22 protein-coding genes are annotated in these 21,233 nt (G+C 54.6%); 12 read left to right on the top strand and 10 right to left on the bottom strand.

What is annotated here, in order from left to right; all coding sequences use genetic code 11:
- Positions 1–2: 2 nt before the first annotated feature.
- The 4 genes from KTE_RS30405 to KTE_RS30420 all read left to right on the top strand — a co-directional run bounded on the left by KTE_RS30405 (position 3) and on the right by KTE_RS30420 (position 1,803).
- Positions 3–302 (top strand): hypothetical protein, encoded by a 300-nt coding sequence (locus KTE_RS30405; RefSeq protein ID WP_201379345.1) that lies wholly within the window; start codon positions 3–5, stop codon positions 300–302.
- A 107-nt stretch (positions 303–409) separates the two neighbouring features.
- Positions 410–985, top strand: coding sequence for a hypothetical protein (locus tag KTE_RS30410; RefSeq protein WP_201388131.1), 576 nt, complete (start codon positions 410–412; stop codon positions 983–985).
- Between the two features lie 36 nt (positions 986–1,021).
- A complete protein-coding gene (locus KTE_RS30415) occupies positions 1,022–1,348 on the top strand; it encodes a hypothetical protein (protein WP_201388133.1) in 327 nt (108 codons plus the stop codon).
- A gap of 110 nt (positions 1,349–1,458) precedes the next feature.
- A complete protein-coding gene (locus tag KTE_RS30420) occupies positions 1,459–1,803 on the top strand; it encodes a hypothetical protein (RefSeq protein WP_201388135.1) in 345 nt (114 codons plus the stop codon).
- Positions 1,804–1,933: 130 nt separating this feature from the next.
- On the opposite strand, the gene KTE_RS30425 is transcribed toward KTE_RS30420, so the two are convergent.
- From KTE_RS30425 to KTE_RS30440, 4 genes are all read right to left on the bottom strand, one after another.
- On the bottom strand, positions 1,934–2,809 hold the full coding sequence (locus KTE_RS30425; protein ID WP_201388137.1) for an RNA methyltransferase: 876 nt from the start codon (positions 2,807–2,809) through the stop codon (positions 1,934–1,936).
- A 212-nt stretch (positions 2,810–3,021) separates the two neighbouring features.
- The gene (locus KTE_RS30430; protein ID WP_201388139.1) at positions 3,022–4,641 is read right to left on the bottom strand and encodes a WD40 repeat domain-containing protein; all 1,620 of its coding nucleotides are present in this window, start codon (positions 4,639–4,641) and stop codon (positions 3,022–3,024) included.
- 15 nt (positions 4,642–4,656) lie between these two features.
- Positions 4,657–5,190 (bottom strand): RNA polymerase sigma factor, encoded by a 534-nt coding sequence (locus KTE_RS30435; protein WP_201388141.1) that lies wholly within the window; start codon positions 5,188–5,190, stop codon positions 4,657–4,659.
- A 172-nt stretch (positions 5,191–5,362) separates the two neighbouring features.
- Positions 5,363–6,637 carry an MFS transporter gene (locus tag KTE_RS30440; RefSeq protein ID WP_201388143.1) on the bottom strand — a complete coding sequence of 425 codons (1,275 nt, stop codon included), beginning with the start codon at positions 6,635–6,637 and terminating at the stop codon, positions 5,363–5,365.
- A gap of 426 nt (positions 6,638–7,063) precedes the next feature.
- On the opposite strand from KTE_RS30440, the gene KTE_RS30445 reads away from it, so the two are divergent.
- From KTE_RS30445 to KTE_RS30455, 3 genes are all read left to right on the top strand, one after another.
- On the top strand, positions 7,064–7,873 hold the full coding sequence (locus KTE_RS30445; protein WP_201388145.1) for a DUF6585 family protein: 810 nt from the start codon (positions 7,064–7,066) through the stop codon (positions 7,871–7,873).
- A 42-nt stretch (positions 7,874–7,915) separates the two neighbouring features.
- A complete protein-coding gene (locus KTE_RS30450; RefSeq protein WP_201388148.1) occupies positions 7,916–8,317 on the top strand; it encodes a GNAT family N-acetyltransferase in 402 nt (133 codons plus the stop codon).
- A 108-nt stretch (positions 8,318–8,425) separates the two neighbouring features.
- Positions 8,426–9,745: a protein kinase gene (locus tag KTE_RS30455; RefSeq protein ID WP_201388150.1), complete on the top strand. Its 1,320-nt coding sequence runs from the start codon at positions 8,426–8,428 to the stop codon at positions 9,743–9,745.
- A gap of 34 nt (positions 9,746–9,779) precedes the next feature.
- Here KTE_RS30455 and KTE_RS30460 read toward each other — a convergent pair whose 3' ends face one another.
- The 3 genes from KTE_RS30460 to KTE_RS30470 all read right to left on the bottom strand — a co-directional run bounded on the left by KTE_RS30460 (position 9,780) and on the right by KTE_RS30470 (position 13,731).
- Complete coding sequence (locus KTE_RS30460; protein ID WP_201388152.1) at positions 9,780–10,658, bottom strand: NAD(P)H-binding protein; 879 nt, start codon at positions 10,656–10,658, stop codon at positions 9,780–9,782.
- A 114-nt stretch (positions 10,659–10,772) separates the two neighbouring features.
- Entirely contained in the window at positions 10,773–11,936 is a 1,164-nt protein-coding gene (locus tag KTE_RS30465; protein ID WP_201388154.1) for an RNA-guided endonuclease TnpB family protein, read from the bottom strand.
- A 556-nt stretch (positions 11,937–12,492) separates the two neighbouring features.
- Positions 12,493–13,731, bottom strand: a complete 1,239-nt coding sequence (locus KTE_RS30470) for a hypothetical protein (RefSeq protein WP_201388156.1) — start codon at positions 13,729–13,731, stop codon at positions 12,493–12,495.
- Between the two features lie 158 nt (positions 13,732–13,889).
- Here KTE_RS30470 and KTE_RS30475 point away from each other — a divergent pair, with 158 nt between their 5' ends.
- Entirely contained in the window at positions 13,890–14,048 is a 159-nt protein-coding gene (locus tag KTE_RS30475) for a hypothetical protein (RefSeq protein WP_201388158.1), read from the top strand.
- 114 nt (positions 14,049–14,162) lie between these two features.
- Here KTE_RS30475 and KTE_RS30480 read toward each other — a convergent pair whose 3' ends face one another.
- On the bottom strand, positions 14,163–14,318 hold the full coding sequence (locus KTE_RS30480; protein ID WP_201388160.1) for a hypothetical protein: 156 nt from the start codon (positions 14,316–14,318) through the stop codon (positions 14,163–14,165).
- 14 nt (positions 14,319–14,332) lie between these two features.
- Positions 14,333–15,154 carry a carbon-nitrogen hydrolase family protein gene (locus KTE_RS30485; protein WP_201388162.1) on the bottom strand — a complete coding sequence of 274 codons (822 nt, stop codon included), beginning with the start codon at positions 15,152–15,154 and terminating at the stop codon, positions 14,333–14,335.
- A 417-nt stretch (positions 15,155–15,571) separates the two neighbouring features.
- Here KTE_RS30485 and KTE_RS30490 point away from each other — a divergent pair, with 417 nt between their 5' ends.
- The 3 genes from KTE_RS30490 (at position 15,572) to KTE_RS30500 (ending at position 18,881) form a co-directional block, all read left to right on the top strand.
- Positions 15,572–16,879: a winged helix-turn-helix domain-containing protein gene (locus tag KTE_RS30490; protein ID WP_201388164.1), complete on the top strand. Its 1,308-nt coding sequence runs from the start codon at positions 15,572–15,574 to the stop codon at positions 16,877–16,879.
- A 121-nt stretch (positions 16,880–17,000) separates the two neighbouring features.
- Positions 17,001–17,921 (top strand): LLM class flavin-dependent oxidoreductase, encoded by a 921-nt coding sequence (locus KTE_RS30495; RefSeq protein ID WP_201388166.1) that lies wholly within the window; start codon positions 17,001–17,003, stop codon positions 17,919–17,921.
- Between the two features lie 192 nt (positions 17,922–18,113).
- The gene (locus KTE_RS30500) at positions 18,114–18,881 is read left to right on the top strand and encodes a hydroxypyruvate isomerase family protein (protein WP_201388168.1); all 768 of its coding nucleotides are present in this window, start codon (positions 18,114–18,116) and stop codon (positions 18,879–18,881) included.
- Positions 18,882–18,959: 78 nt separating this feature from the next.
- On the opposite strand, the gene KTE_RS30505 is transcribed toward KTE_RS30500, so the two are convergent.
- Entirely contained in the window at positions 18,960–19,973 is a 1,014-nt protein-coding gene (locus KTE_RS30505; protein WP_201388170.1) for a phosphotransferase, read from the bottom strand.
- An 89-nt stretch (positions 19,974–20,062) separates the two neighbouring features.
- On the opposite strand from KTE_RS30505, the gene KTE_RS30510 reads away from it, so the two are divergent.
- Positions 20,063–21,094 (top strand): acyltransferase domain-containing protein, encoded by a 1,032-nt coding sequence (locus KTE_RS30510; RefSeq protein ID WP_201388172.1) that lies wholly within the window; start codon positions 20,063–20,065, stop codon positions 21,092–21,094.
- The last annotated feature ends 139 nt before the right edge of the window (positions 21,095–21,233 follow it).

A 21,233-nucleotide genomic window follows, 5' to 3' on the forward strand; every position in this document is an offset into this window, starting at 1 on the left:
CCATGATGAACATTATGGAAATCAACTTTGGTCGCTATAGCGGCACGCAGACCTGCCCCATCGGCACCTATGTCAACATGCGTACCTTCGCCTATTACCAGCAGGCCAGTGATGGGACACTCCCCCTGGCGGGCACGTGGCACCTGGTCAGCACAAACGCTACCCTCACCGCCACGGTCATCGCCAGCACCATCAACACTGTCCTGGGAACAACCTATACCGCTGGCAACTTCCATAGCTATAGTGCAGGCAGCGATGCCCTCCCCGCCAGCCAGCTCGGCCAGGCCTGTAACGACGCGTAGGGCCTCGACACCGGACGCGGGAACACTGACCAGTGAGGGTAGGTGCGCCCTTTAGAAGCACTACCCGATCTGTGACGACGCGACAATCACGCTGATAGGAGGACAGCATGGCGCAGATCATCAAGCGTGGCTTCATCGCCAGTTTTAACCCGGCAACCTATACCTGCTCGATCTACCTCTTGGAGGCGCAGACCGTCACGCTTGATAATGTCCCGGTCGCGCTCCACGTGGACAACACGAGTATGCTGACCGGGGCTTACTGCGCCGTCCTCTTCTTCGATGAGCATAATCTCAATGACGCCGCCGTCATCGCGACCTATGCCAGTCCCACCAGTGGTAGCATCCCGGCCTATAAACCGGGACGCGTCGCCTTCATCCCTAAATACAAAATCTACGACGCCAGCCTCCCCGTCGGCGCGACAACCGTCACGGCGGCGGGCGTCAGCAATATTCCCGGCGCGGCCAACGCCGTGCTCTGTAATATTGCCTACATCTGTTCCAGTAGCGCCAGCGCGACCCTGAGCATTGGCCCCACGGGCGCGCCCACCTGTACTATGAACGTCCAGGCGACAAATAAGGAGATCGACATGAGCTGTACCGTGCCCCTCAGCGGCGGACAGTTCGTGTTGAACGCCAGCATCGCCAGTTACGCCACAGTCTACATTTATGGCTACATCATGTAATCAGCCGAAACAAAATAAAAGAAAGGACACAACACCATGCCAGAGCAGAAATCGGGCCGCAACGCCAAGAAAAATACTCCACAATTCACCCTGCGCTACTGGATCGAGCGGATAGAGCAACAGGTCAACGCTCTGCTTGATGGCATCGACCTGGGCGAGCTTAACGCCAAACAACGCCTGGAACTGGCAATCAAGTACATCGGTCTGCTCCAGCGCTACTACCTCATAGAGCAGGAGCAAGAGCAGGCCCAGAACTCAGACGACGAGACCTATGTCCAGCAGAAGATCATCGATTTGGCGGAATGGATGCGTACACCACCCTCACATCGCGACAAAACATTCGAAGATGAACAAGAAGAATGAAAAAGCCTATTACTATAGTACTCATTGATTTACGCATATTCTGATGCATGTTAACATGGGGCATGCTTCAAAGGTTTTGGTAGTGTGGTATTCGGAGTAGGAGCGTAGCAATGATTGCCCTCGTACAAGACAATAACGATCTGGCCTATGTGCTCGAAAAGTTTCTCGAAATGGAGCACATAGACGCCACCAGTTTCCCTAGCATGCTTCATTTTAACCTTCAGCGTTCACAAGGCTACGAGATGCTTGTAGTAAGTAGCGATAGTATTATAAAAGTGGGGCTGCCCCTGGAGATACTCCTGGGCAGCCCCATCCCAACCATTGTTACCACCGCCTACGATGAGGTGGCCGACTGGTGCAGCGAGCACGACATCTCCTGTCTGCTTCTCCCCTTCACGCTGCACCGCTTTCTCAAATTTCTGCACCACAACCAGGCCCAAGCCCTACAAGCCTGATTGCCAGAGGCACCCAGCTCGCTATCCCACCCACCCGGCATCTCTTGACTATATAAAAATTTATAATCCGAAACACATTAGAGCATATATAAATATCAATACTATAAATGCCCAATTATTGGTAGGAACCCTAGCGGGTCCCTACCGTCTTGTTAGGTTGGCTTGTTGAGCTAGCTCGTGAGGCTAGGCGCCTCTGGCGGCTCACTTCGTAGAGGCAGATGGAGGTGGCGCAGGCCACGTTCAAGGAGGAGGCCGATCCTACAAGGGGGATTTGCACAACCGCGTCGCACAATTCTTTATAGGCCGCGCTCATGCCCCAGGTTTCGTTTCCGACGACGAGGACCGTTGGAACAGTAAAATCATGCTGCGAGATTTCCTGTTCGGCTTTCTCGTCGGTACCAATAACCTGTAAGGCGCCAAGCTTCTTTTTCGCGCTTTGCAGCCAGGGTTCAATATCTCTCTGCGAGGGCAGCCTGACCGTCGGCAGGGCAAAGAAGGAGCCGGTGCTCGCGCTAATCGTTTCAGGATCATAGAGGTCGACGGCATGACCGGTAATAATCAAGCCATGGGCCTCAAGCGCGTCACATGAGCGAATGATCGTTCCCAGGTTGCCCGGGCTAGCTGGCCGGTCAAAGACCACCACAAGTAGATTCTGAGTCAGGGGAATACGTGCTAGGTCGTCCTCGGGCATGGCAACCAGCGCCAGCAGCTCTGAACTCTCGGCTTTATTGCTCAATTTCTCTAGCAAGTGCAGGGGAACTTCAAAATGCGTCTGCGCCTGGGAGCGCGCTAGAATACCCTTCGCCCAGTCCGAGAGCTGCTTTTCGCGCGAATACACGAAGGCATTGATCGTCCAATGGTGCGCAAGCGCCTGGTTGATAGGTCGCACGCCCTCGATAAAGAACTCTTTGTGGCGGAGCCGTTTCTCTCGTTTTCTGCGAAGCGTTTCGATATATTGAAATTGGTTATTCTCTGAATAAATCTTGACTATGTTCGGTCTCTTCACGTCTACTATTCCTCTATCCCAGATTGTCCACCGGATGCAGGTGGGAACTTTTTCCGTATCTTACCCGGTTTTTCTGGATTGGGCAAACTTTTACGGCATAGCGAAAAAGGGAGGATACGGAGGAAGATAGGTCGTTTTGCAACGAGTGGGAGGCGGGGCTATCTGCCCCGCCTCCCACTCCCTCTTGCTTTATCGCAAAGCACTCAGGTAAATCAGGCTACCGGAAACACCCGAACAACAGTCTGCATATTGGGGATTGTGGTGGGCTGTGTACTGGGCGTTGTTGAAGGTGTGACCTGGCCTTTGCTCATTATGGATTTCGTCTCAATAGCGAGCATATACTTGCCATTGGGCGACCAGGACAGCTGAGAAATTTGCACAGCACCCTCTTTGTAAACATGCACGACCTTGCCGCTATTAGCAGCTACAATCGTGATATTGCTTTCATAACTATTCTTGCCCAGTTGTGTAGAACCATTATAGGCTACCTGCTGACCATCAGGCGACCACGTTACCAAGTTGGCTCCAGGGTAACTGGTAACCATTTTATGGGTCTCCACATTCCAGACCTGGATAACTTCAGGAGCATTCATTTCGATTTTGTCAAAAGCGAGGTTGTGCGTCTGTGGCTGGAAGACAAGCGAACCAGAGTTACCACCGCCATTCTGTTTGAAGACAAGCGCACGGCTAGAGACCTTCCAGACCCATACAAAATTTGAGTCTAGACCACCACCCTGCGTATCGAAAACGGTACTGGCTAGATACTGACCATCAGAGGACCAGGCCAGGCCAGTTCCATTGTAGTCACCATCCCATTTTAGCGTGTAGTCAAGCGTGGCGGTCTGCGAGTTCACAACCTGAATGTAGCCGTAAGGCCCCGCGCTCACGTTTAACGCGATGGATTTACCATCAGGCGACCAGGCAGCGGCCCTAAAGCCCAGGCCACCACTGGCGGGGAACAGGGTCGAGAGATGTGAGCCGCCAACCAGCGAACTCATGGCTCCTGGAGTAGTCGCATGCGCCAGTGATGTCGTGTACGAGCGCACAACCGACCCCGACCGGCTATCGACTATACGAAGTGCCTGATTGGTAGAAATCGCGATCAACTGGCTATCTGGCGACCAGGATAATCCATAAGCCCACTCATTCGCTCCAGGAAGCTTGGCTGTCTGGAGCGTCTTACCAGTTGTCGCGTCCCAGATCCGTACACCACTATTAGTGGTAGAGGCAATCCGCTGGCTATCAGAGGACCAGGCCATATTCTGAAAGCCCATCTGGTCACCTGGAATGGTTACAGCATTGTTGCCAGTAGGCTGCGGGGTAGGCGACGGCTTTGGCGTGGCGCTAGCTACCGCTTTGGGATTGTTTGAGCCGGAGGCACCCAATTGCGCGAAACGGCTCTGCGCGACAAAGAAGCCGCCGACCAGGACGGCCAGGATAATAACGGCGACCAGGAGGCTCAGAGAGCGCTCGTAGCGTCTAAGACCAGTTTTTTTATCGTCCATGATGTTTTTTCTATTACCTCGCTGTATGCGTTGTGCCTGGAACAGCGCTTGCTCCTGCGGAGCTGGCAGAGGCCTGAGAGGCGGACGCGGCGTGGCGCCGATCTTTTCTATCAATCCGCGCTGCTCCACCAGGCGCTCTTCCACCCGCCGCAACACCTGCTGATAGCGCGTAAACTCTGGATCATATACACGCTGTAGGTCCTGCACCAGGCGTATATTCACGTCCTCAGACCGCTGTCCAGGCAGATGAGGTTGACCGGCGGTCAACATCTCTTCAATTGACTCATCTACGCGCTGAGGGGAGAAAGGCTCATTGTATTCATTCATGCTATGTGTTTCCTCCTACTCATTTTCGTAGACTTTGCGTAATAATTTGACTGCACGTGAGAGCATGACACGGACCGCGCCCTCACTCTTCTGCACAATAGTCGCAATTTCAGCGCTGCGCAGGCCATGAGCAAAACGTAGGCGTACCAGCTCCTGTTGCAGAGCGGGCAAACGCTTAATGTGTTCCTGTAGGCGTGTCGCCTCCTCTTTACGAAGCAGCACGACTTCAGGCGTCACATAGTCCTGCTCATATTCCTCCTCTGGCACGAACTCCAGGGAGATGCCCTGCCGGCGCTTGAGCTTGCGATGATAATCCGTCACCTTGTTGCGCGCCACGCACCAGAGCCAGGCCTCCTGCTCCTTCGTGCCCAGGCCTTCAAAGCCTGAGCGTTCCAGGGCCGCCAGAAAAACGTCGAGGAGCAGGTCCTCCGCGTCCTCCAGCGAGCGCAGATGCCGATACAGATAAGCCAGGAGCGCTGGCGAGTACTGTCGATAGACCGCGGTCAGATAGGCCTTATCATTCAGCGAGGGAGTGTGCTCTTTCCGCATATATTCCCCTACTTTATGTATTTTTGAGATCTCGCAGAACACATCGTATAGGTACAATTTTTGTTACAATAGCTTTTCAGGCAATCCAAATGGGGGAGAACATATGGAGAAGGGTGTGGTGATGGCCTGGCAGAGCCAGGCCATCACCACACCCTTCTCCATATGAAGCACCTTACTCGCCAAGCACGCCAGATGCCGCCTGCTCAGGCTCGGCTACGCTGGACGACATGCATACCAGCCAGACGCAGGCGCCTACCAGCAGCAGCGCGACGCCTGCCACGGTGAAAACATTGCCCACGCCGAAGAGGTCGGCGATGATGGCTCCTAGCAGAGGCGCGAGGAATTGGAAGGCCGTCTGGATGCCGTTGGCCATGCCGGAGACACGCCCCATCATCTCGGGCGGCGTCTCCTTCTGTAAGAGATAGCCATAAGGGACAATCATCGCCGCCACGGCCAGGCCACCCAACAACCAGAGAATGGTCCAGAACGGGGGCCATATATGCAACTGGATAATAATGCCCAGGCCAATCAGGCCAATCATCACGCCTACCCCGATATCGCCCGAGGCCATTAAGCGCAGAGGTGAAAAGCGCTTTCCCCACTGACCAACGATCAGACCACCGAGCACGGTTCCCAGGCCAATAGAGCCCACAGCGAAGCCAAAGAGGGAGGAATCAAAGCCCAGGGCTTGAAGCGCCAGCGCCGACATAGAGTCGAATGTGCCAATAATAAAAAGAGCTACGGACGTGCTCAACACAGCAGCCAGTAGCAGGCGGCGTTGAAGGATAAAGGCAAAACCAGCGCGAAACTCCAGCCAGAATTTGCCCCTGGCTGGCGCCTCCTTCTCCTCGGCATTTGTGGCAGCGGGAAGTACCAGGCGCGGCAGAAAACTTAAGAAGAGGGCCGAGGCTAGAAAGCTGACCGAGTCGCACACAAAGGCGGCATACGCGCCACCCAACAAAACAATAATGCCGCCAAGGGCCGGACCCAGGATCTTCGCTACCTGGAACATCGTCTGGCTAAGTGAGTTGGCGGAGAGCAGATCCTCTTCCGGGACCGCCCCACGAATGAGCGCCTGCTTGGCCGGATCAAAGAAGGTGCTCACGGCGCTCGCCAGGACCACCAGCACCAGCATAATATAAATATTCGAGGCCCAGACCAGACACAACACCAGGCCAGCGCGCACGAGATCACACACAATCATCGTAGCCTTACGCGGCCAGCGATCCACCCACACCCCCGCCACCGGCCCAAGCAGGACCATGGGCAGGAACATCACAATCGAAAAGGCCGCCAGGGCATTAGCCCCCAGGTGCCAGCGGTAGACAATAATACTGATAATCGCCAGGTAGTTTAACCAATCGCCCAGGTTAGAGATGGCCTGGCCGAGAAATAAGAGACGAAACGAACGATGAGACAATGCCTGCAAGAGCGCCACACGTCGCATTCTGGTTCCTTCCACTAGAAAACAACCATGCTAAATATACTTCAGGTTCTCCAGTATAGCATAACAGGGTTGTTTGCTGTGTTGTTTGATAGCTATAATCCATACACGTCTAAAACTATAGAAAACACAAAAAGAGGCACCCTTAATGAGACAACCCGATATTAAGCCATGTCCTGAATGTGGAGGGCGGCGTGTATTTGTCGAGGCTTTAACACCCGTTCATGGAGGATTTAATCTCCTTATGCTCAAACAGCCCCTGCGTTCAACTCCACTCTTCAGTAAGAAAAATAGATACTCTGATACAGTCGCCCTTACCTGTCTTGTATGTGGATACACAGCGATGTATGCGACCAAACCAGATAATCTTAAACCAGATAGCAAGTAAAAACCTATTCTCGATATATTATTTTTCCCAGGAGCGTATCTATGCTTAACACTCCGCCCGAAACTATTTACAGAGAGGCAAGCGAGCACCATGTTGGTAAACCGCTCAAGTCTTATCGCAATAAAAAGGAACTTGCTCTTTTAATTCTTGCGCTGGCCTTGTTTGTCATATCCACATATAGCCTCATCTACTCTATTTATGACTACCATCAATGGCAAAGCCGAGCCCAGAGTACCAATAACTTTTTTAAGGTATGTCCAACCTGTACTGAGAGCGATAAAGAGAGCATACAAAATATTGCTGACTCTAGATTACAAAACAAGCAGAGCGAGATCTGGCTATCCTGTCTCCCATTGCTTGTCTCGCTTGCCATCTTCCTTCTCTACTGGCCCGAGCGCAAAAAGCGTCTATATTTGTGCAGCGAAGGGCTGCTCTTTACCAATGGCAAGCAAACAAAGTCTATCCGCTGGGATGAAGTCGAAGAGGTAACCAGTGATACAGCGAGTTGCACACTCAAACGGGCCGATGAGAGCACGTTTCCTATCGAAAGTGGCCTCATAAATAGTGAGCGCTGGAAAGTTATCGAGAATAGGTTAGAAGAACGCTTACGTCCGAGTATGCTTGAGCGCTATGAGCGCGGCGAGACGCTTAATTTCGGCGACCTCCTTCTCGACACTCATGGAATAAAACGCAATGGCTATACCAATACCTGGCACGAGGTCGCCGATGCGCGCATCGAGGGACAGCGGATCGCATTGAAAATTGGCAACGAGTGGGAAAGGTTGCCGGGGAAGATTCCCCTGGCGCAACTCTGTGTTGAGCTGATCCAGCACGCCAGGGGTGGGGTATAATAGGCAGGCATCAAGCAGTATAAATAGAGAAGGAAGAGCAACATGTCCACGATTGAGATATTTCTTCACCAGGAGCAACCAATTGATCCTCACGCAGTGCGCGAGCTTTACACTAGCGTCGAGTGGTGGCCTGAACGGACCGAAGAGCAGATCGCCCAGGTCCTTGCCAGCGATATCGCGGTCGGGGCCTGGGATGGCGAGCGCCTGGTTGGCTTTGCGCGCGTCGTTTCCGATCATATCTTCCATGCCTATATCGAGGATGTGATGATCCATCCCGCCTACCAGCGACAAGGCATTGGACAACTCTTAATAGCTCGCTTGCTAAAGGCGCTCTCCACTATCAAGACCATCACGCTCTTCTGCAAGGAGAGGCTTCTTCCCTTTTATGAAACCCAGGGTTTCCGCGCCTTCCCATCCCAGGTCGTTATGCACCGGTTGCCATAAAGACCCTTAAAACCATGGGTGGGCGCCTAATAATACCACCCTCATCATTTGCACATTCGCGTGTTATACTTCTTGAGAAAAACTACTTTGCAAGATAGAGAAAAATGTATGCAACAATCGTCGATGGTGCTCTTCTGCGATGAGTGCGGGCTGGCCAATGAAGCCACCGCCAGCCATTGCGCCTCCTGCCAGCATTCACTTGTCCACCAGGATCATGAACACGACGCTCCACCAATTGCACCTATCACTTTTACCCCAAAGCCTGTACTCGAAGTGTGCGCCGGGGCTGCTCTGGACCAGGAGGACCAGGAGTCGTTTGTAACACCATCCAACACCTTAGCCTGCGATTTTCAACCCGGCAGCATCTTGGCCGGGCGCTACCAGGTTCAGGAAGAGATCGGACGCGGCGGCTTCTCTACTGTCTATCGCGCCCTCGACTTGAAAGCTGGCCCCGACCAACGCCTGGTTGCAATCAAACGCATTCAATTGAAGCAGCTCTCCGCACGCCAGATCATCGATGCCACCGAGACCTTTAACCGCGAGATTGCCATGCTAGCGCGCGTGAAAAATCTGAGCGGCATCCCCACCTATTACGAGCACCTGACCGACGCAGAAAACTGGTATTTGGTCACACAATATATTGAGGGCCAGACCCTGGAAGAGTATTTGCAGAAAGCTCCAGGCGGTTATCTTGAGGAGAAAGAGGTCATCGCGCTGGGCATCCAGCTTGCGGGCCTTCTGCACACTCTGCATATCACGGCGCCACCAGTTATTTTTCGCGACCTCAAGCCCTCGAACATTATGCTCACGCCCGATAACAAGCTATTTTTGATCGACTTTGGTATTGCACGCACCTTTACCCGTGATAAGGCAAGGGATACCGTACCACTCGGCTCCCCCGGCTACGCTCCGCCAGAGCAGTACGGCCGCGCCCAGACCAGCCCGCGCTCCGATATCTACAGCCTGGGCGCGACCCTGCAAACCCTACTTACCGGTCGAGATCCCCTGGAGCTAGGAGAGGGCGAACCCTCGCGCAATCCCAGGCCAATCTCACCTAACCTCGGCAAATTCCTGGATAAAATGCTCTCCACCGAGGCCGCGCACCGCCCTAAGGACATGGAGCAGGTAAGGTTGCGCCTGGAGAATATCGCTGCACGCCCCATCATGATTTTTATCATGGGTATGGTATATGGATGTGCTTTTAGCATCCTAAGCTTATTAAAGCCTATTCTGCCTGCTGGTTTAAGGGATTGGAGCGGATTTTTATGGCTCTTTGTAGCCGCCATCCCCGAAGGTACTATCCGCCACATACTCAAATTACCACCGGACAATCCAAAGGGATTCAGGCGCTACTGGTTTTTTGGCCTTCTCGCCTTTATTTCATTTTCAAGCATGGTTCTCTGGTTATGTCATACCTTCTTCGGCTAGCCATAGCAGTTGACTCTTTAACACCCATATGCTCTTAGGAAAAGTCTCTGGCGTGATCAATTGCCCATTCTTTGTAGGTATGTGCCGGGGTGCCGGTGATTTCTTCAACTATGGACGAGATTGGTTCTGGCTCCCTGACGAACCCTGCCCAGGCGTTGAGCATGCCATCTACCATCGCGGGCGGCAATTGGGTCAGCATCTGTTGGCGGATAACCTCGGGCGAAATCTCTTCATAGCGCAATGGACGTCCGATAGCCTCACCAATGGCCTGCACCTGTTCAGCCTGGGTGAGCACTTGAGGACCGGTCAGGATATACTTTGCCCCATTATGCCTGTCGCTGGTCAAGGCTCGAACCGCCACCGCAGCCACATCCTTCTCATGAATCAGCGTCCTGGCAGCCGCCGCATAAGGCCAGCGTACAACATCGCCAGAGCGCGTTTGTTGTGCCCAACCGAGCGTGTTCGTCGCGAGTCCACTGATACGCAGGAATGTCCAGTTAAGGTCAGATCCTTCGATCAATTTCTCGATAGTGGCGTGAAAGTCGGTAATCGGCTCAGCCTGTTGCGCGCGTCCTTCACGTATGCTCATTGATGAAAGATAAACCACGCGCCGGGCGTGCCTTTTCAGCTCATCCAGAACCGCGGGTGCCAGGCTCGTAGGTAAGCCAGGCCAGACCAGGAACACAGCCTCAACTCCGGCTAAAGCCTCACCTAACATGCTGGGCTCAGCCAGGTCCCCGCGCACAATTTCAACCCCGTCCGGCAGATCAACAGAACCGGGATTACGAACCACGGCCCGGACAGGAACGGCCATGTCCAGCAACTGAGATACCACGTGCCGGCCCACATTACCAGTCGCTCCTGTAACCAGAATAGTTTTTCTCTCTGAAAATCCATTTTCATTTATGCTCATCTTACACACTCCTGCTCCGATTTTCCTATGCAAACGTATGCAAGCACACGTTTGCACCGAATTTCGTTGTTCCTGTTTCATCCGTAGGTGCCTCCGGGCCGAAGCCCTTTGGCCTTACCCCGCGTCCGCAGGCAAGTTTGCGTCTTCGTCCGAGCCAGTACCGGAGACGGCTTGATCAATGAGCCCGATCAAGCGAAGGGCTTCCCGTAACACATTCTGACCAGCGTTGTGATCTCGATCCTGCGCAAACTGATCATACGGGCAAGCAGGATTCTGGCACACAAAGATGCGATCCTTGAGCCTCATCACTTCCCACGTCCAACCGCAGCAATGACAGGTCTTGCTGGAAGGAAAGAAACGGTCCACCTTGATCACCTGTCCCCCACGTTGCACCGCTTTTGCCTCGAGCAGACGTCTGAGGGTGCCCAGCGAGGCATCGGCGAACGAGCGAGCGAGACGGCGATTCTTGAGCAGTCCCTTGAGGTGGAGATCTTCCACTCCGATGATCCCGTAACTGTCTGCCAGCTTGGTTGTGAGCTTCTGAAGGACATCCTGGCGCAAGCACGTGATGCGATAATGCAGACGGGCGACCTGTCGGCGCGCTTTCTCCCGATTCGCGGATCCCAGTTTTCGGCGATGCAGGCGTTTGTTGGCCTGACGCAATTTCTTGAGGGCGGTTTTGAGGAAGGCTTGGTTTTCGACTTCCTCTCCTGTACTCAAGGTGGCCAGGCGGTTGAGCCCCACATCGATACCCACGGCGGCTGGTTTCTTCACCGCGATGGGATCAGGGATCTCGACCTGGATGGAAACAAACCACCAATCCGCTGTTTTGGTGATGCGCGCCCCTTTCACGCGGCCCACAAACCGCAGCTTCTCAGCCAGATTGACCCATCCGAGCTTGGGGATCCACATGCGATGATCCCCCAACTGGAATTGATCGTTGGCAAGGTAAAAGGAGGGTTTGCTTGTTTTCTTGCGCTTGAACGTGGGGCGTTTGGCTTTCCCTTCAAAAAACGCGGTGAAGGCTTTTCCCAGATCGAGAAAGGGCTGATCTGAGGCGTTCTTCGTCACCTCCCATGTCCAGGGGAATTGCACCCGCCGAATCTCGTTGAATTGCTTCTTGAGTTTCAAGGCGGTGGTTTTTTCTCCGGCCTCATATTGGCGGTTCCATTCAGCCAGCGCCCAATTCCACACAAAGCGAGCAACGCCTGCGGCACGAGCAAAGGAGTTGGCCTGCTCAGGTGTGGGATGCAGTCTGATCTTATGGGCACGAATCATGCGGTTCTGCTCTTTCTCTTACCTCATATTTTCTTCAGTATAGGACAAATGTTCTCACCTGTCAAGAAGCCCGAAAGCGTGGCGTCTTGCCCATGATTGATCCCTGTTTCCCACTTTTTGGGAAACAGTTGCATACTCTTTATAGCCTTTAAGGAAAGCTTGGCCTCGTTACAAAAGAGTTTAAGGCACAAATGAGCATCCCGCCTTGTCTGAAAGGCCAGTTATTCCCCTGCCCATTAGAGCGGTACGCCGTGGCATAGAGTTAAGTGGGGAGCGCGTCAGCTCTTTCATGTCACCATTGTGCCTCCACTCATCAGGCTTCTCAGACTGGAAGCTGGCGCTACCTCGCACTGGCATAGAGCCGATGCCCTTAAAAATGCTGCCAACCTGGCCTATGAAGTATGTAGCAACATGGCCACGCAGCATAGCTATGCCTGGCCTCAAGCACTGGCAGAGCGTGTAAAGCTCAATGAAGAAAAGTAGAGAGGCATTCTCAGTGAGTTAAGAATGCCTCTCTCTTTGTTGTGCTTCGACTGCTTTGACGCCCGGCGTGATTTTAGTTCGCGGTCAGAGACACGTCATCGACATACATATATCCATAGTAGGACTGGCTGTTAGAGTTCTCGTGGTCCAGGAAGCGGATGCCAATCGTCTGGCCCGCATAGCTGGAGAGATTGAAGGTTGCCTGCACCCAGGCGCGGTCATTAGCAGTCTTCTTAAAGAGCTGCTGCACGACCTGTCCGCTGCTGTTAATGACGTCTACCTCCTGCCAGGCATACGTGCTAGAGTCATTGGTAGTTGGCCAGTAGTAGAAGCTGAGCGACGCGCTGGTAGAGGTACTGGGAATAGTCACCATCTGGTAGGCGATTGAATCCCCTTGCTGACCACTGGTGGCACCGACACGCAACGAGTAGCTTCCACTGTGTTTCTGAGTGGTCGAGCGTACCGGATTAGGCGAACCCGAGTAGGTCCAGTTGCCGCTCGCCTCAAAACCACCATTTTGAATCAGGTTGCTGCCCGTCGGCGTCCCAGTTGGAGAGGGCGTAGGTGTAGTAGATGGCGTATGCGTTGGAGTGGGGGTTGGCGTTCCGCCGCTACCGCTGCCAAACTGAATATCAAGGATGGCATGCAGTTCAATACCGTTGGGGGCAACGCCCGTCTGACCATGCAGGAAGTCAAAGAAGCCGACACCAGTAACGGTCACAGGGACATTGGCAGTCTGGAAGCTACTCGTAACGTTATAGCGGGCATCAAAGGCCGTGCGGGCCTTCTGAATATCCGACATCAACGGGCTGGAGGAGCCGACGCAGGCTGGATCTGGAATCTCGACAATCATGGTCTTGCCCGATGTATCGCTGAGGATCAGGTGATAGTCGGAGTCGCTCTCCAACTTGTATTGTGTCAGTGTTCCCTGGACCTGGTAGACGGTGGTTTCGGTTGGCTGGATACGGTTATTGGCTGGCAGAGTGCCTGGCGCGGACAAGGCAGTTAAGGTGGCAATCGTGGTTGGGGTGATTGACTGGAGATTGACCAGGCCAATATCGGCATCCGTACCTGTTTTGACCGCCCAGCGCTCCACACCACAGCTTCCCGTGCTGCTCAATGGTTGAGATCTAAGGCTCTCATGGTCTGCTTCAGCATCTTGCAGGTCCTGTGGCTGTGCGAGCTTCGCGCTGACAAGCGAGTTGTACGAATACCCCACGCCTACAACCACAAGCAGAAATACAAGGACGAGGGCGAGCAAGAAGCGCCTTTTGACGCCAAAATCTCGGATGAGTAGGAACAATCTTTTCATACAAAACTCCCTTTCTGAATGAAAAGCGTACCCTCTTTGGTTAAGAGAGGAATGACACCAGAGGCAAAATAGAAGAGAGAATTTTTATGGTTCTCTGCATAAGTATAACGTATATTCTTTATACAAACATTAATAACGCGTTAAAGCAGCACTTTGACGTGAGCCACTTTATTCCTTTTATTCGCTGGCGCCTACGCGAGGAGATGCGCCGTCACTATGCCGCCGTGGCCAGCGGACTCCCCGGCGAACCTGAGTACGCGGCTGGCGAGCTACGCGCCTTCAAGCGGCTACGCGAGAATGGCGTTAATTTGTACTAAGAGACATACGTGATGAAATAGACTCCTGCCTCTTTCTTTCTTGCTGCATATATATATCTCCACTCAATGCTTTTGATTTCCTGCCGTTTTTGGCAAAGTACGATTCGATTGCCTTCAGTTCAATCCAGATTGAGCAACCCGAAGATGTCCTGGTGGATTGAAATAGTTAATCTGGAAACGATCAGAGAGAAAGCCAGATTCGTCGCGGGACCGTGGACCTGCCAGGAGCGTCGAGAAAGAGGGGGGCGGGCGATGATGAAATTTTGCCATACGTGATTTGTCCTTTACAAGCGATATATCTGGGGTTTGCGATGCTCCAGGCAAGGAATCTGTGCACGCGTACGCTCGATCTGGGAGAGGTCGATGTCGGCAACAACGACAGTAGGCCTATCCTGCGCCTGGGCAAGCACGATTCCCCAGGGATCAACGACCATAGCGCGTCCGTAGCACTGCTTATCATATGGATGCTTGCCAACCTGGGCGGGCGCGACCACGTAGCAGAGATTCTCAATGGCCCGCGCACGCAACAATATCTCCCAATGGTCGCGTCCTGTATGCAACGTAAAGGCAGCGGGGACCAGCAAGATCTGTGCCCCCTGAAGCGCCAATGAGCGATAGAGTTCAGGGAAGCGCAGGTCATAGCAGACACTCAGGCCAAAGGTAATACCATCTATCTCTGCCGTTGTAACCTGATCGCCTGCTACTATGCGATCAGACTCATGGTGTTTCTCACCATCGGCGAGGTCAACATCGAAGAGGTGGATCTTGCGATAGGTTGCGACAATCTCACCATCCCGGTTGATAAGCACAGACGTATTATAGAACTTTCCCTCTAAGGATGGATGCGGCTCCACGATGCTCCCGCCATGGATGATCATCTTATGTTTGCGCGCCTTCTCCTGCAAGAGCTGGATCGCGGGGCCAGAAAGCGTTTGCGCCGCGTGCTCATACCCCGCGTAAGGCCCCAGGTAGGTCCAGAGTTCAGGTAAGGCGGCAAACTGAGCCCCCAGTTCTGCGGCCCTATCTAAAAGCCGCGCGACCGCTGCCATATTCGCCTCGGGATCATCCTGTGAATTGAGTTGCACTACCGCTGTCCTCAAGGACATAGACGAGCTTCCTTTCATTGTGCTATCTGACCAACGCTGCAATTAGCCTGGAAATTTACGATGTCCACGCGCCCCAAGTACCGTCAACTAAAGAGCATCAGCGGCGTCCGTCAACAGTCAGGGATCAGCCTCCCTACACACTTCTCTAAACGCTTTACATTCTTCAAGAGTTCTGTTACATTCCTGCAGAGGAATATGCTTTTATTTCACGCTTCATATCTCAAACATTTTGAGAGTGTCAAGCAAGCACCATACCATATTTCTTGAGCATTCCTCTCCCTATTACTCATCTTCACAAAAAGAAGGTTTCTTTTTCATGAGTGATCAGACCCCTTACAGCTTCAATCTACCACAACATACTCTCTCTAGCGAACACTATCAGACAGGTCTGGTTGCGAGACTTTCCAAGAGGTCATTATGCTAACCATCAACATCGAGACAGCCCGTCGCTTCATTCTCGGCAAACAGGGCTTGTGGCCCGGACGGCGCTGGCGAGGCATCGAGGGCACCGAGCAGGCCATGCATGCGATGGAATACCTGCAACTCGACCCGCTGCACATCATCGCTCGCAGCCAGGACATTAAGCTGCACAGCCGCGTCCTCGATTACACGCCTGGCATGTGGGAAGACCTGGCCTATCAGCAGCGCAAGTTCTTTGACTGGGGTGGCTGGCTGGCCGTCCGGCCGATGGACGAGCTGCCGCATTGGCGCGTGGTCATGCGCCGCGAGCGCGATGGCGACTATGGCGACTCGCGCATTCGCCGCATGGCGCGCGAACACGCCGATGCCATCGTCGAAATGCGGGCCATCTTGCGCGAGCGCGGCACTGTGAGCAACCGCGACTTCAAGATGGCGACGCGAACACGAACACAGAGTTATCGCGGCCGCAAGGACAGCGCGTTGGCCTTGTATTATCTCTGGCGCACCGGCGAAGTGATGACGCACCACCGCAAGAACTTCGAGCGCGTGTACGCACTCACGGAAACGGTCGCGCCTGCGCATCTCATGTGCGAAAGCGACGAGGCCGAGGCTGACCGCTTCTTGATCAAGAAGGATGTCAGCTTCTCAGGCCTGTCGCAACCGAGCCGTGTGGCCGAGTCGTTTCGCGGGCACGGCGAGTCGGATCGTGCAGCGAAGAAGCTGCTCGAGGCGATGTTGGCCGACGGCGACCTCATCGAGGTGCAGGTTGAAGGCTGGAAAAGGGTGCACTACGCGCTCGGGAGCGACGCCGCGGTGCTGGGCGATGTGAGCGCTGGGCGCGTGCCGAAGGCCTGGACGCCTTTGGAGACAACCACGACTCAAGAGGTCGTCTTCCTCGCGCCGCTCGATCACGTCAGTGCACGAGGGCGAGCCAAAGTGTTGTTCGGCTTCGACTACGTGTGGGAGGTCTACAAGCCTGAGCACCAGCGCAAGTTCGGCTACTACACGTTGCCGATTTTGTGGGGTGACCGGCTCGTCGCGCGGTTCGACAGCAAACTCGACCGGACGACCAACACGTTTGTCATCCTGGGCTTGTGGCTGGAGGATGAGGCTCTCGGCAACGATGAGGACTTTGCGGAGGCATTGGCTTGTGGGTTTGCGCGATTCGTGAGGTTTCTCGGCGCGAGCAAGCTGGATGCAACGGCGATTCGCGAGCCGCTGCTGCGCCGACGCGCCTGCGAATCTGAACATTCACCGTCTTCCCAAAGCAGTCTGATGATGTATGACCAGACCTCAGCTAAGTGAATGCGCAATCTTTTGGCACTCCTCACTAGTACTCCAGGTGACACCCATGTTTGTGCGATAATGCAAGGAGTGTGGCAGGCACACGCTTATGCGGAGCGCCTGCTTTTCTTAGGAGGAAACTATGCGTTTAGGATTGCAAGTAGGCATAACGAAAACTCAAAATCGCTCTCTTAGCGATTATCTTATTGGCCTGGCCGAACAGGCGGACCTGGCAGGCTTCTCAACGCTGACAGTGCCGGACCACTTCTCGCTACGGCCAGAGAGTACGCCCTGGCTCAGAAGAGATGAGAGTAGTTCGGTACCGGCCGTGACCGATTTTTATGAGGCCTGGAGCGTGCTGGCCTTTATCGCGGCTCGCACCAGCCACATTAAACTTAGCACCATGGTCTCTGGCATCACCATGCGCTACCCGGCAGTCCTGGTGAAGACGGCGGATACCCTGGACGCGCTCTCAAATGGCCGGGCATACCTGGGCCTGGGCGCGAGTCCTGGTTTTGGCGCCGATGAGCACCAGCGCATGGGTCTGCCCTTTCCCCCGGCAGGCGAGCGCGTGACACGTTTAGAAGAGGTGCTCCAGATGGCTCTGCAGCTCTGGTCAGGCGAGGATAAGCCCTTTGAGGGGAAATATTATCAGCTCGCAAGCACCCTGGGCGACCCCTTCTATATCCAGCGGCCCCATCCCCCCATCTTGATCGCGGGCCAGGGCAACAGGATGCTACGCCTGATGGCCAGGTACGCTGACGTGGTCAGTATTGGCTTTGCACAAAATCTTGACGACATGCGCGCCAAGCTGGAGGCTCTGCATAAGCATTGCGAGGACTTGAATCGCCCCTACGAGCAGATCCAGAAGACCACGCTCATGCTAGCGCCTACAGCGCATAATGGGCACCTGGACCCGGCAGTACTCAACACATTCAGGGCCCTGGCCGAGCTTGGCATCGATGAAGTCATGATTGGCGCCCCCGCCGATCCCGCGACCTTTGATCTCCTCGCTACTGAGCTACTCCCGGCCGTGGAAAAAATCCCCGTCGCCGGGCGCTAAATGGTGAATTCACATAATCTGTAGGGTCCATGCTGGCATAGACTCGCGAGGCCCGCAGGCCGACATCCCGACGCTGGAGCATATCGCTTCGCTCGCAGTCCATGCCAGCATGGACCCTACACATAGCCAGCTCGCAGTCCATGCCAGCATGAACCTACACATAGCCAGCAAGAGAAGGAGAATGAATCTCATATGGGCAGCATCAAGCAAGCGGTTTCCTGGTGGTGTTTCGCCAACAGGGGCATGACGCCCCGCGAGTTACTACAGGCCAGCGCCGACATTGGCTATCAAGCTGTTGAGCTGATCGAGCCAGAATACTGGCCCCTGGTCAAGGAGTTCGGCCTAACTATCGCCTCGACCAATGGCGGTCTCTCCATTGAGCGGGGGCTCAACCGGCGCGAGCATCATGCACAGTTGGAGCGGGATATCCGCGCCACCATCGAGCAGGCGGAAAAATGGAGCATCCCCAATGTAATCGTCTTCAGTGGGAACCGCCAGGGGCTTGACGACAGAACCGGGGCCGAAATCACGGCAGAGGGCCTGAGCCGTGTCGCCAGGATCGCCGAGGACGCTGGCGTCACCCTGGTTATGGAGCTGCTAAATAGCAAGGTCGACCACCCCGATTACCAGTGTGATAAGTCTGCCTGGGGAATCGAGGTCTGCCGCATGGTCAATTCGCCACGCGTCAAGCTGCTGTATGATATTTACCACATGCAGATCATGGAAGGCGACATTATACGCACCATTCAGGACCACCACACGTATTTCGCTCACTACCATACGGCGGGCAATCCTGGCCGCCACGAGCTTGACGAAACCCAGGAACTCAACTATCCACCCATTGTACGCACAATTCTCGCCACCGGCTACGAGGGCTACCTCGGCCAGGAGTTCGTACCCCTTGGGGACCCACTCACAGCACTCAAGCAGGCGTTTGCCCTCTGCAATGTAAAAATATAATTCGATGTAGATGTGTACAGAATGTGGGCATCTGCCCACATTCTGTACACATCTACATCGAATTATGTACCCAAAGTATTAAAGGATGGTCCCATACTCGGCACACATCTGTTCGTACCAGGTGCGGGAGTATTTGTGCTCGTGGGGGTGCAGGGCGTGCTGGCAACGGGCGCTGTAGAGCTGTCCCAAGAGTGTGGCCGCTTGAATGATGCGCTGCTCCTCCGGGGTGAATGGCTGCTGGCGCGCCGCTTCGTAGTCGGCGATAAAGGCTGCGGCGTCCGCGTGGGTAGTCTCGACGTTGGTTATGCCTGGCTGCTCGCTATAGGTGAAGGTGGAGGCGGTGGCGCCGACGCTGACCAGCTCCGAGCGCAGGGTGAGGCTATCCCAGTCGTAGACCATGCGCAGGTGATCGTTCATGAAGCGCATCTGGTTAGCCGAGAAGTCGCCGTGAGCCAGGACAGGTGCTTGCTCGTCGGCTTCGATGATTCTTTTGACCTTCCAGGCCAGTTCGTCAATCCACTCCGCGCCCTCGCGCGTGGCCTCAAAGTCAAAGATGGCATTATGCGGTTTGGGCCAGAGAACATCGGACGGGAGACGCAGGTCAAAGGGCGTTGGATCAATGCCAGCCTGCTCTACATGGCGCAGGAGCTGGATCAATTCATGAAGAGCTGTGGCAATGGCCTTACGAATCACCGGCTCATGCGCGTCCCTGAATACGCCCTCATCGATCAGTTCATCAATGGTTGCCAGCCCCCTCCCCAGTGGACGCGGTCCTAAGATAGGCCGTGGACAGGGATAGCCCCGCTCAACTAAATAGCGCTGCACGTTTCCCATCTGGGTCAAGAACGTAAGGGGGCGCTCAGGCTTATGGGCCTTGATGACGATACGCTGCCCGCCAGGCATCTCTAGCCCAAAGACGACGCCGATACTACAGAAGAAGAAGAGCGCCTCGGCTGGCTGCTGGCCCAGCTCCGCGTCACAGAACTCATAGATATGGCGTGCTACCGTCGCTGGCTCTTCGCTCTGAAAGATCTCTTGCAGGAGCGGGACCTTGCCCCAGGGGGCGATGCGTTCAGCAATTAGCTTCGTCATGTGATCGAGCATCTTTTCTGCCTCTTTCTTCAATGTGCTCCTTAATAGTATCATATGCAGAGGAAAATGATGAGCAGAAGGAGTTGGTTATGAACTGGTTGGATCTTAACGCGGAGGCTGTAAGCACCGGGCTGGGGCTGGGCGAAGAGTTCGCGCCCTGGCTGGCGGAGTTGGAGCGTATTGGGGCGCCTACGCTGCCCTCAAGTTTACCTGATGAGCATGAGATTGATGAGCTATTCGCGCACCTGGGCATCGCGCCGGAGGCTGGGGAGGAGCTGCGCGCCAACTGGCCCTCACCTGAGCGCAATCCAGAGCTGTGGTGGCTGTTGCAACACTGTCATAGGCAGCTGGTGACGCTCATGGGGAGATCGGATATCTCCCTTTATGGTCAGTGGCACCGCCTCCCATCTCACCTGGGAGCCTTGGGCAGGCTCTTCTTTATCTATGTCTACCTGGCAACCGTGCCTGCTGTGCGCCAATGGCACCAGGAGCGGGGCATTGAGGACGCGGTCTCCTGGGCGACCCTTGCCGATCTAGGTGAACATATCGCCATCCACCGACGTGTGTATGGTAACGCGGGCCTATACAGCCACATATGGCTGACGCTACACTTTCGCGGGATCATCTACCGGCTGGGCCGCCTCCAGTTTGAGCTGTGGCGCTTCTCCCCCAAATGGCCAATCTATGATGAGGCGAACGGCGATAATCTGCCCGAACCAAAGCCCTTCCCTGAGGCGCCCGCGCTCTCCATCCATATTCCCGAATCAGGAGGATCAATAGACCCGGCAGCCTGCGACGCCTCGCTTGCCTGGGCCCGCGAGTTCTTCGCCCGCCACTTTCCCGAGAAACAATATCTCTTTGCGCGCTGTAACTCATGGCTGCTTGATCCCCAACTTGCGGACTATCTCCCACCCACAGCCAACATCGTGCGCTTCCAGCGACACTTCAACCTTGTTCCCGGCGGCGAAATCGGCGATGAGGACGTGATCTGGTTCGTCTTCAGACAAGATGGGACGTCGGTCGATCAATTACCGACGCGCACAACGCTGGAACGGGCCGTCGTCGAGCATCTACAGGCTGGCAAGCACTGGGAGATGCGCTCCGGGTGGATGACGCTTTAAGGAGAAGTAGCGTGCTCTCGACCGACGCTGCTAAAGCACGCGTCTACATATCAAGGTACGGGGCATCTCGTCCTTGATATGTAGGCGCGTAATTTATTAGCGCCGAGGCTTGTCCTACACTGTTTGAGTTTCGCATAGG

Origin of the sequence: Ktedonobacter sp. SOSP1-85, from assembly GCF_016587415.1 — a bacterium.
Taxonomy (GTDB): Bacteria; Chloroflexota; Ktedonobacteria; order Ktedonobacterales; family Ktedonobacteraceae; genus Ktedonobacter.